Source organism: Streptomyces sp. NPDC127092, from assembly GCF_042722475.1.
Classification (GTDB): domain Bacteria; phylum Actinomycetota; class Actinomycetes; order Streptomycetales; family Streptomycetaceae; genus Streptomyces.
Map to the genome: position 1 here is coordinate 324,567 of NZ_JBHXFE010000002.1, position 9,721 is coordinate 334,287.

Below are 9,721 nucleotides of genomic sequence, written 5' to 3' on the forward strand. Positions count from 1 at the left end.
GCCGGTTCGACAATGGGGAGGATGACCGATGACGAGCGGAGCGCGCGCGGCGGCGAGATCGGGCCGACCGAGCGCCTCGCCATGAACCGCACCGGCAGTTTCGACTGGGATCTCGACACGGGCACCATCGATGTCGACGACGCGGGACTGCTGGTCTTCGGTGTTGCCCCGCACGACTTCGACGGGCGCCCCACGACGCTCGTGCGCGGACTGGACCCGTCGGAGCGTACGCGTCTGGAACAGGTCATCCGTGACGCGATCACCGGCGGTAGGTCCTCCTACACGGCGCACGTCCGGCTGGAGCAAGCGGACGGTACACCCCAATGGACGCACGTGCAGGCGCGCATCCTGCGCCGCGGCGGCGGGATGGCGCACCGGATCGTGGGGATCGTGCGGGACGCGACGGCGGAAGTGACGCACTCGGCGTTCGTCCTGGACCTGGAGAAGCGCCGCGAGGTGCAGACCACGATCGTGGAGCGGACCACGCACGCGCTGTCGCGCGCGGTGACCGTGGACGACGTGACGGCCGCGCTGACCGGGCCCGGCGGGCTCGCGCGGCTCGGCGCCGAGGGGCTGGCGCTCGGTCTGGTCGAGCACGGCTCGCTCAACATCATCGCGCTGAGCGGTGAATCGCTGGAGGCCTTCGACGACTTCCGCAGCCGGCGGCTGGACCGCGGGCTGCCGCTGGCGGAGGCGGTGCTGAGCGGGCGGCCGCGGTTCGTGCCCTCGTTCCCGACGCTGGGACAGGACTTCCCCGAGCTCGCCCCGTACGTGGTCCGGATGCCGTTCCGCTCGGCCTGCTACCTGCCGCTGGTGGCGCAGGCCCGCTCGCTGGGCGGGATGGCACTGTTCTACCGGCGCCGCAGCAACTTCAACGCCGACGAGCGCAACCTGCTGCTCGGACTCGCGGCGATCGTGGCCCAGTCGCTGCAGCGGGCGATCCTCTTCGACGAGGAGCGGGAGCTGGCGACCGGGCTCCAGGCGACGATGCTGCCGCGCCGGATCCCGGAGATCACCGGCGGCGAGATCGCCGTGCGCTACCACGCGGCGTGGAGCGGACGGCAGGTCGGCGGCGACTGGTACGACGTGATCCCGCTGCCGCGCGGCAGGGTCGGGGTGGTCGTGGGCGACGTGCAGGGCCACGACACCCACGCCGCCGCGATCATGGGCCAGCTGCGGATCGCGCTGCGGGCGTACGCGGGCGAGGGCCACGCGCCGTCGACGGTGCTCGCGCGGGCCTCCCGGTTTCTCGCGGAGCTGGACACCAATCGCTTCGCGACCTGCACCTACGCCCAGGTGGACCTGGCCGGCGGCACGGTGCGCGGGGTACGGGCGGGGCACCTGGGGCCGCTGATCCGGCACACGGACGGCCGGGTGGGCAGGCCGAAGCTGCGCGGCGGGCTGCCGCTCGGCCTCGCGACGCTGTTCGGGGAGGAGGAGTTCCCCGAGACCCGGCTCGACCTGGTGCCGGGCGAGACGCTCGTGCTGTGCACGGACGGCCTGGTCGAACAGCCCGGCACGGACATCGAGGCGGGTCTCGCGGCGCTCGCCGACGCGGTGAGCAGCGGCCCGCCGCAGGCGGAGGCGCTGGCCGACCACCTCTCGGAGCGACTGTGGGAGCGCTGGGGCTCGGGCGACGACGTGGCGCTGCTCGTGCTGCGGCGCAGCCCGGACCCGGGCACGCCGAAGGCGCCCCGCATCCACCAGTACATCCACCAGGCCGACCCGCAGGGCCTGTCGGACGCGCGGGCCGCGGTGGGGCAGGCGCTCGTGGACTGGGGCATGCCCGAACTCGCCGACGACGCCGAACTGCTGACGGGCGAACTGCTCGTGAACGTGCTGCTGCACACCGAGGGCGGCGCGGTGCTCACCCTGGAGGTGCTGCCCGAGCCGGTGCGGCGGGTCCGGCTCTCGGTGCAGGACCGGTCGAGCGCCTGGCCGCGGCGGCGCACACCGGGCGAGGCGGCGACCTCGGGCCGCGGACTGCTCCTGATGGACGCCATCGCCTCGCGGTGGGGCGTGGAGCCGCGGGGCGAGGGCAAGGCGGTGTGGTGCGAGATCGGGCCGCCGCCGTCGGACACCCCGGCGCCGGCGCCGACGTCGGCCTCGACCTAGCGGAGGGCGGTGCGGCCCATGAACCCCGTGGCGGCGCTGGAACGGATCGCGTTCCTCCTGGAGCGCTCGCAGGCCCCCTCGTACCGCGTCCGCGCCTTCCGTACGGCGTCCGCCGCCGTGACGGCGCTCGGCACGGAGGAGGTGGCGCGGCGCGCCGCCGCCGGCACCCTGGAGGCGGTGAAGGGCATCGGCCCGAAGACGGCGGCCGTGGTGCGCGAGGCGCTCGCGGGACGGGTTCCGGCGTACCTGGAGCACCTCGAACAGGAGGTACGGCTTCCTCGTACGGACGGCGGCGAGGAGTTGCGGGCGGCGCTGCGCGGCGACTGCCACATGCACTCGGACTGGTCCGACGGCGGCAGCACCATCGAGGACATGGGGCGCACGGCGGCGGCGCTCGGGCACGAGTGGACGGTCCTGACGGACCACTCGCCGAGCCTGAAGGTGGCGCGCGGTCTGTCGCCGGAGCGGCTGCGGGAGCAACTGGACGTGGTGGCGCGGCTGAACGAGGAGTGGGCACCGTTCCGGCTGCTCACCGGGATCGAGTGCGACATCCTGGAGGACGGCTCCCTCGACCAGGAGCCGGAACTCCTCGACCGGCTGGACCTGGTGGTCGGCTCGGTGCACTCGAAGCTGCGCATGGAGGCGCGGGCGATGACCCGCCGCATGGAGCGCGCGGTGCGCAATCCGCTGATGGACGTGCTCGGTCACTGCACGGGCCGGCTGGTGAGCGGCGGACGGCTGCGGCCCGAGTCCGAGTTCGACGCGGAGCGGGTCTTCGCGGCCTGCGCGGAGTCGGGCACGGCGGTGGAGATCAACAGCCGCCCGGAGCGGCGGGATCCGCCGCGCAGGCTGCTGCGGGAGGCGGTGGCGGCGGGCGTGTACTTCGCGGTGGACACGGACGCGCACGCGCCGGGCCAGCTGGAGTGGCAGATCTTCGGCTGCGCGCGGGCGGAGGAGTGCGGGGTCACGGCCGACCGGGTGATCAACACCTGGTCGGCGGACGAACTCCTCGCGTGGACGCGGGCGTGAGGGGCCGGTTCCTCATCCTGCGCGGGATCAGGCGCGGGAAGGAGGCACGGGGGCAGGCGCGTCCGCGATCGGCCCGCTCCGCCCGTCTGACCCGGCGTCAGGCCCGCTGCCAGACCGTGGTGACGTTGCAGAACTCGCGGATGCCATGGCCGGAGAGCTCGCGGCCGTAGCCGGAGCGCTTCACCCCGCCGAAGGGCAGGGCCGGGTGGGAGGCGGTCATCCCGTTGACGAAGACGCCCCCCGCCTCCAGGTCCCGTACGAAGAAGGCGACGTCCTCCTCCTTGCGGGTCCAGACGTTCGAACTCAGGCCGAAGGGCGAGTCGTTGGCGACGGCCACTGCCTCCTCGATGTCGCCGACCGGGTACAGGGTCGCGACGGGCCCGAAGGTCTCCTCGCGGTGGACGCGCATCTGCGGCGTGATCCCGGTGAGCACGGTGGGACGGTAGAACCAGCCGCGCGGCAGCTCGGCCGGGCGGCTGCCGCCGCACAGCGCGGTGGCGCCCTTGGCGACGGCGTCGTCGACGAGCTCTTCCAGGTCGGCGCGGCCCTTCTCGGTGGCGAGCGGCCCGACGTCGGTGTCGTCGTCGAGCGGGTCGCCGACGGTGAGGGCGTTCATGGCGGCGGTGAAGCGCTCGGCGAAGTCGTCGTAGACGTCCTGGTGGACGATGAAGCGCTTGGCGGCGATGCAGGACTGGCCGTTGTTCTGTACGCGCGCGGTGACGGCGGTCTTGACGGCCCTGGGCAGGTCGGCGGAGGGCATGACGATGTACGGGTCGCTGCCGCCCAGTTCCAGGACGGTCTTCTTGACCTCGTCGCCGGCGATCGCGGCGACCGAGCGGCCGGCGGGTTCGCTGCCGGTGAGGGTCGCGGCGGCGATCCGGGGGTCGCGCAGGACTCCCTCGACGGCGCCGGAGCCGATGAGGAGGGTCTGGAAGCAGCCGGCGGGGAACCCGGCGCGGCGGAACAGGTCGCCGAGGTAGAGGGCGGTCTGCGGGACGTTGGAGGCGTGCTTGAGGAGTCCGGTGTTGCCGGCCATCAGGGCGGGCGCCGCGAAACGGATCACCTGCCAGAGCGGGAAGTTCCACGGCATGACGGCGAGGACCGGGCCGAGCGGACGGTAGTGGACGCGGGCGAGGTCGGCGCCGGAGTCCTGGACGTCGTGGTCGGTGGGACGCTCGTCGGCGAGCAGGGCCTCGGCGTGCTCGGCGTACCAGCGCATGGTCCTCGCGCACTTGGCGGCCTCGGCGCGGGCGGCGACGATCGGCTTGCCCATCTCGGTGGTCATGGTGCGGGCGATGTCCTCGGCGTCCTCGTCGAGGAGGGCGGCGGCGGCCTTCATGAGCCGGGCGCGCTCGGCAAAGGGTGTGGTGCGGTACTGGCGGAAGGCCTCGTGGGCGGCGTCGATGCGCCGCTCGACCTCGGCGGGGCCGTGGGCCTCGTACGTGCGCAGCGTCTCGCCGGTCGCCGGGTTCACGGTGGCGATGCCCATCTCGTCTCCTCCTGACGTGGAGCCCCCGCGCAACCTTCCCCACGGTCAACCTTCCGCCGCGGGGCGCGGCCCGCAAATCGGGGCGGGGCGGCGGGGTGACGGGGCTCGCCGGGCGTCCGGCGCCAGGGCATGGGTCAGGCGCCGCTCGTCCGCCGCACGTCCGCAGCTCGTCCGCCGCACGTCCGCCGCACGTCCGCCGCACGTCCGCAGCTCAGCCTCCGGTTCAGCGCCCGGTTCAGCTCCCGGTTCAGCCGTTGCTCAGCCGCCGGTCACCCATTGGAGGGCGCCCGCCAGGTGGGCGCGGAAGGCGGGATCCGCGTACGCCTCGACGGCGTGGCCGAGGGCGGTGAACAGCACCCGGCCGCGGTCGGGCGCGGCCTCCCGGCACCACACCAGGGGATGGTCGGCGCCGAGGGTGCCGCCCTCGTAGCTGGTCTCGTCGGCGCTGGCGAGCACGTGGACGCCGGAGGCCCTGGGATGGGTGGTGTACTCGTACCACTCGTCGGTCCAGGACCAGCGCGCGGGCAGCGGTGCGGTGGCCGGGTGGGCGGGGTCGTCGACGCAGACGGTGCCCGGCTGGAGCGGAGGGTGACCGGCGAAGCGGGTGCCGAGGAGTTCGCCGTAGAAGGGCCAGTCCGGCTCGGCGTTGGCGGCGGCGTGGACGACGAGGAGGCCGCCCCCGCCCCGTACGTACGCCTCGAAGGCGGTGCGGCCCTCGTCGGTGAGGACGGTCCCGGTGGTGGAGAGGAGCACGACGGCGGCGCAGCGGTCCAGCCGCTCCGGCGTGAACGCGGCGGGGTCCTCGGTAGTCTCGGGGGTGAGGCCGGCCGCGGCGGCGAGTTCGGCGAGCGCGACGGCGCCGGCGGGGATCGAGTCGTGGCGGTAACCGGTGGTGCGGGTGAAGACGAGGACGTCCCCGCCCCTGCTGCTGTGCACGTGCCGCCACTCCCCTGCCGTCGGTGTCCGGGCTCCGGCGCTTCACCTGCGGCAAGCGCTTTCCATCTCGACCGTAGCCAGCGGAAACGGGCTGCCGCAAGATCCCGGCCCGAGCCGGACCGCGCCGGAGCGCATCGGACCGAGCCGGACCGCGCCGATCCGCGCCGGATGTCCGGTGCGCCGCCTCCGCGAGGCCGCGTCCCGAGCCGGGCGCTACGCCTGGTCCGGATGCTCCGTGGGTCGGGTGACCGACTCCAACAGAGGTGCCAGGAAGTCCCGTTCGAGGGTTCCGGGCGGGAGCTCGGCCGGTTCGACGTAGCTCTGGGCGAGGCCGCCTTCGCGCAGGGCGACGACCAGTCGGGCGAACCGGTCGGCGTCCACGGTGAGTTCGCGTCCGGCCCGGCTCAGGACCAGCTCGAGGCCGCGGGCGATCTCGGCACGGAGCCGGGCGTCGTGCCGGGCGAGTACCCACGCCGCCTGCGGGTCGCGGATCGCGTGCAGCGTGAACTCCGTGCTCACCAGGTACCAGTCGCGCTCGTCCGGGTCGACCCGCGAGGCGAGCCGGGCGAGCCGTTCCAGCGTGTAGTCCTCGGGCCCGAGCGCGTCGATCGCCTCGGCGAGGCGCCGGACGATCCGCTCGCCGTGCTCGTCGAAGAGGGCGAGGAAGAGCTCCTCCTTGCTGGCGAAGTTCGAGTAGTACGCGCCGCGCGTGAAGCCGGCGCGTTCGCAGATCTGCTCGATCGACGCGGCGTGGAACCCGTGCTCGGCGAAGGTCTCCAGGGCCGCCCGCAGGAGGGCCGCGCGGGTGCGGGGACGGCTCTGGGTGACACCTTTCGGCACGGGTGGGCTCCTCCTTCTTCGCGGTCGCGCGCCGGCCGCGCTCCTGCCGGGTCTCGCGCGTGAGTCGTCGCGGTGGCACTTCCGGCCGACCCGCCGGGTCGGGCCGGGCCCAGGTCCGGGCCCTGGCCGGCCGCCCACGATACCGGCGGCGCGCGCGGCTCCGTCCGGGCGGGCTTCCGCTCGCCCGGCAGGCAGCGGCGCGCGACGTTAAGATTCACGCATGGGAGAGCGGCCCGGCGCGCCCGCCGCGCCCGAACTGGTCCTCGAGATCAACGGGGACGCGACCGTGATGAACCCGGGCCGCGTCTATCGCATCGGACGCGACCCCACCAGCGATTTCGTCCTCGCCGACGCCCGGGCGTCCTGGCACCACGCGGTCCTGCGGGCGGTCGGCGGCCGGTGGACCCTCGAGGACGAGGGCAGTACCAACGGCACCTTCGCCGACGACCGCCGGGTGGCCCTCAGCACCGTCGGCCCCGGCACCGTCATCCGCTTCGGACATCCCCTGGACGGCCCCCGGGCCATGCTGCTCCCGGCCGGGCCGTCTCCGGACCCACGAGACGCGCGGCAGGCACAGCAGTCTCCGCCGGCGCCCCCGGTCGCGCCCCCTGAGCCGACCCCCACGCCCGCTCCGGGGCCGGCCCCGGAGCCCTCGCCCGCGTCCGAGCCCTGGCCCGCCCCCGAGCCCGAGCCCGTACGGGCACCCGCTCCCCAGCCCGCGCCGGCGGTGAGCGCTCCACCGCGCCCGTCCTCCGTCTCGTACCCCGGCCTCACCGGCACCTTCCGGCAGCCCACGTCCGTGCGGCCGCTGCCGGCCCGCAGCATCCGCATCGGCCGCGCGCCGGACAACGACCTCGTCGTCGACGACCTGACCGTCTCGCGCCGGCACGCCGAACTGCGGGCGGCGCCGGACGGCACGTACTGGATCCGCGACCTCGGCAGCCACAACGGCACCTTCCTCAACGGCCGTCCGGTCGGCGAAGCCCGGGCGACCGCTGAGGACATCGTCGGCATCGGCCACCGCGCCTACTGCCTGATCGGCGGCAACCTGGTCGAGTTCACCGACACCGGCGAGGTCTCGCTCGACGTGCAGCGGCTCGCCGTGACCGTCGACCACGGCCGCAAGACCCTCCTCGAGGACGTGTCCTTCCCCGTCGGGCAGAAGTGCCTGCTCGCGGTCGTCGGCCCGTCCGGCGCGGGCAAGTCGACCCTGCTCGGCGCGCTCACCGGCCAGCGGCCCGCCGACCGCGGCACCGTCCTCTACGACGGACGCGACCTCTACCGGGACTACGCGGAGCTGCGCCAGCGCATCGGCCTGGTCCCGCAGGACGACATCCTGCACCTCCAGCTCACCGTCCGCAGGGCCCTGGGTTACGCCGCCGAGCTGCGCTTCCCCGAGGACACGGCTCCCGCGGAGCGGCGGGCACGGGTCGACGAGGTGATCGGGGAGCTGGGCCTGGAGGAGCGGGCCGGGCAGCCGATCCACAGCCTCTCCGGCGGCCAGCGCAAACGCGTGAGCGTGGCCCTGGAACTGCTGACGAAACCCTCGTTGCTCTTCCTCGACGAGCCGACCTCCGGCCTCGACCCCGGCATGGACCGCTCGGTGATGCACATGCTGCGCGGCCTCGCCGACGACGGGCGCACGGTCATCGTCGTCACCCACAGCGTGCTGAGCCTCGACGTGTGCGACCGGCTGCTCGTGCTCGCGCCCGGCGGCCGGGTCGCGTACTACGGTCCGCCCGCCGACAGCCTGGACTTCTTCGGCTTCGCGCAGTGGCCGGAGGCGTTCGAGGCCTTCGAGAACGACCGCGGACGCGACTGGGCGGGCCAGTACCGGACCTCGCGCTTCCAGCGGCAGTACATCGACGATCCTTCCGTACGGCCGGGACCGGCACCGGTGGCCGGAGTGCCGCCGGAGCCCGCGCCGCCGCCGAAGGCGCAGAGCTGGGGCGCCCAGCTCCGCACCCTCGTCCGGCGGTACGCGGCGGCGCTGTCCGCCGACCGGACCTTCCTGGCCATCATGGTGGCGCTGCCCTTCGTCATGGGTGCCATGGCCCGGGCCCTGTCGGAGGGCAGCCTCAATCCCGAGTCGACGCTGAACGTGCTCCTGATCCTGTGCGTGGGCGGCGTCCTGACGGGCGCGGCGAACGCGGTGCGCGAGCTGGTGAAGGAGCGCACGATCTACCGCCGTGAGAGAGCCGTCGGCCTGTCCCGTTCCGCGTATCTGATGTCCAAGGTGACGGTCCTCGGTCTGATCACCGTGGTGCAGGCGGTGGTCCTGACGCTGGTGGCGCTGATCGGCGTGCCGCTGAACGTGCCGGGCGACGGCAAGGGCGTGCTGATGCCCCCGCTGGTGGAACTGACCCTCGCCGTCGCGCTGCTCGCCTTCACCGCGATGATGCTCGGCCTGTTCGTCTCCGCCCTGGTGAGCAAGGAGGAGGTGACGATGCCGCTGCTCGTCCTCCTCGCCATCGTGCAGGTGGTGTTCTGCGGCGCGCTGCTGAAGGTGAGCGGCACGCCCGTCCTGGAGCAGCTGGCGTGGCTGGTGCCGTCGCGGTGGGCGTTCGCGGCGATGGGCGCGACGATCGACATCGGCGCGACGGTGCCGGGCGAGAAGACCGCGGACCCGCTGATGGACCACTCCGTGGGCGCCTGGCTCATCGACATGGGCATGCTGGTCGTGCTCTGCGTCGTCCTCGGTCTGGTGGTCGCCCGGCTGCTGCGCCGGCACGAGCCGGTCGTGATGCGGAGGTAGGAACCCGTGGTCTCTACGGATGGCACGCCGGAGTACGCGCCGGGCTACGTCCCCGAGTACGTGCCGGAGTACGTGCCGGACTTCCGGCCCACGCACGTGGTGCCCCGCGACGGGCTGCCCGCCTGGGAGGCGCCCGATCCGGCGCTGCCGACCGCGTCGCTGGACGCGTTCCTGCCGGTGCAGCTGACGGAGCGGGTGGGCGACTGGGGTCAGGTGCTGTGCTCCAACGGCTGGTCCGCGTGGGTCGACGCGCGGCTGCTCGTCTCCGTACCGGCGGATCCGCCGGCCGCGGGCGGCCCGGCGGCCCGTACGGCCGACCCGCGCCCGCTGATCGCACGGGCCGAGGAGGCGCTCGGGCGCTACCGGCGGGCCGCGGAGGAACTGGCGGCGGGCCGGGTGGACGGCGAGACGTTCCGGCAGCGCACCCGCGGTCTGCGGGTGGGGATGGTCGTGGACGGCGAGTCGGTGTGGCTGTACGACGCGGAGCACGAGCGGTGGGTGTACTGCGACGGCATGGGGCTCCGTACGTACGCGGCCTCGTCGGGCCCTTCGGCGGC

At 74.0% G+C, this 9,721-nt stretch carries 7 protein-coding genes; 4 read left to right on the forward strand and 3 right to left on the reverse strand.

Features of this window, described 5'->3' with window-relative positions:
• Positions 1-21: 21 nt before the first annotated feature.
• Both ACFWJO_RS03050 and ACFWJO_RS03055 read left to right on the forward strand, forming a co-directional pair.
• Entirely contained in the window at positions 22-2,115 is a 2,094-nt protein-coding gene (locus ACFWJO_RS03050) for a SpoIIE family protein phosphatase (RefSeq protein ID WP_386863082.1), read from the forward strand.
• An 18-nt stretch (positions 2,116-2,133) separates the two neighbouring features.
• Positions 2,134-3,144: a PHP domain-containing protein gene (locus tag ACFWJO_RS03055; RefSeq protein ID WP_386863083.1), complete on the forward strand. Its 1,011-nt coding sequence runs from the start codon at positions 2,134-2,136 to the stop codon at positions 3,142-3,144.
• A 97-nt stretch (positions 3,145-3,241) separates the two neighbouring features.
• Here ACFWJO_RS03055 and ACFWJO_RS03060 read toward each other — a convergent pair whose 3' ends face one another.
• The 3 genes from ACFWJO_RS03060 to ACFWJO_RS03070 all read right to left on the reverse strand — a co-directional run bounded on the left by ACFWJO_RS03060 (position 3,242) and on the right by ACFWJO_RS03070 (position 6,409).
• Positions 3,242-4,633, reverse strand: a complete 1,392-nt coding sequence (locus ACFWJO_RS03060) for an NADP-dependent succinic semialdehyde dehydrogenase (RefSeq protein ID WP_386863084.1) — start codon at positions 4,631-4,633, stop codon at positions 3,242-3,244.
• Between the two features lie 258 nt (positions 4,634-4,891).
• Positions 4,892-5,569, reverse strand: a complete 678-nt coding sequence (locus ACFWJO_RS03065) for a ThuA domain-containing protein (RefSeq protein WP_386863085.1) — start codon at positions 5,567-5,569, stop codon at positions 4,892-4,894.
• Between the two features lie 213 nt (positions 5,570-5,782).
• Entirely contained in the window at positions 5,783-6,409 is a 627-nt protein-coding gene (locus tag ACFWJO_RS03070) for a TetR/AcrR family transcriptional regulator (RefSeq protein WP_386863086.1), read from the reverse strand.
• A gap of 220 nt (positions 6,410-6,629) precedes the next feature.
• On the opposite strand from ACFWJO_RS03070, the gene ACFWJO_RS03075 reads away from it, so the two are divergent.
• Both ACFWJO_RS03075 and ACFWJO_RS03080 read left to right on the forward strand, forming a co-directional pair.
• A complete protein-coding gene (locus ACFWJO_RS03075; protein ID WP_386863087.1) occupies positions 6,630-9,164 on the forward strand; it encodes an FHA domain-containing protein in 2,535 nt (844 codons plus the stop codon).
• 60 nt (positions 9,165-9,224) lie between these two features.
• Positions 9,225-9,721 (forward strand): hypothetical protein (locus tag ACFWJO_RS03080; RefSeq protein WP_386863103.1); only part of this gene is annotated, 497 nt, incomplete at its 3' end.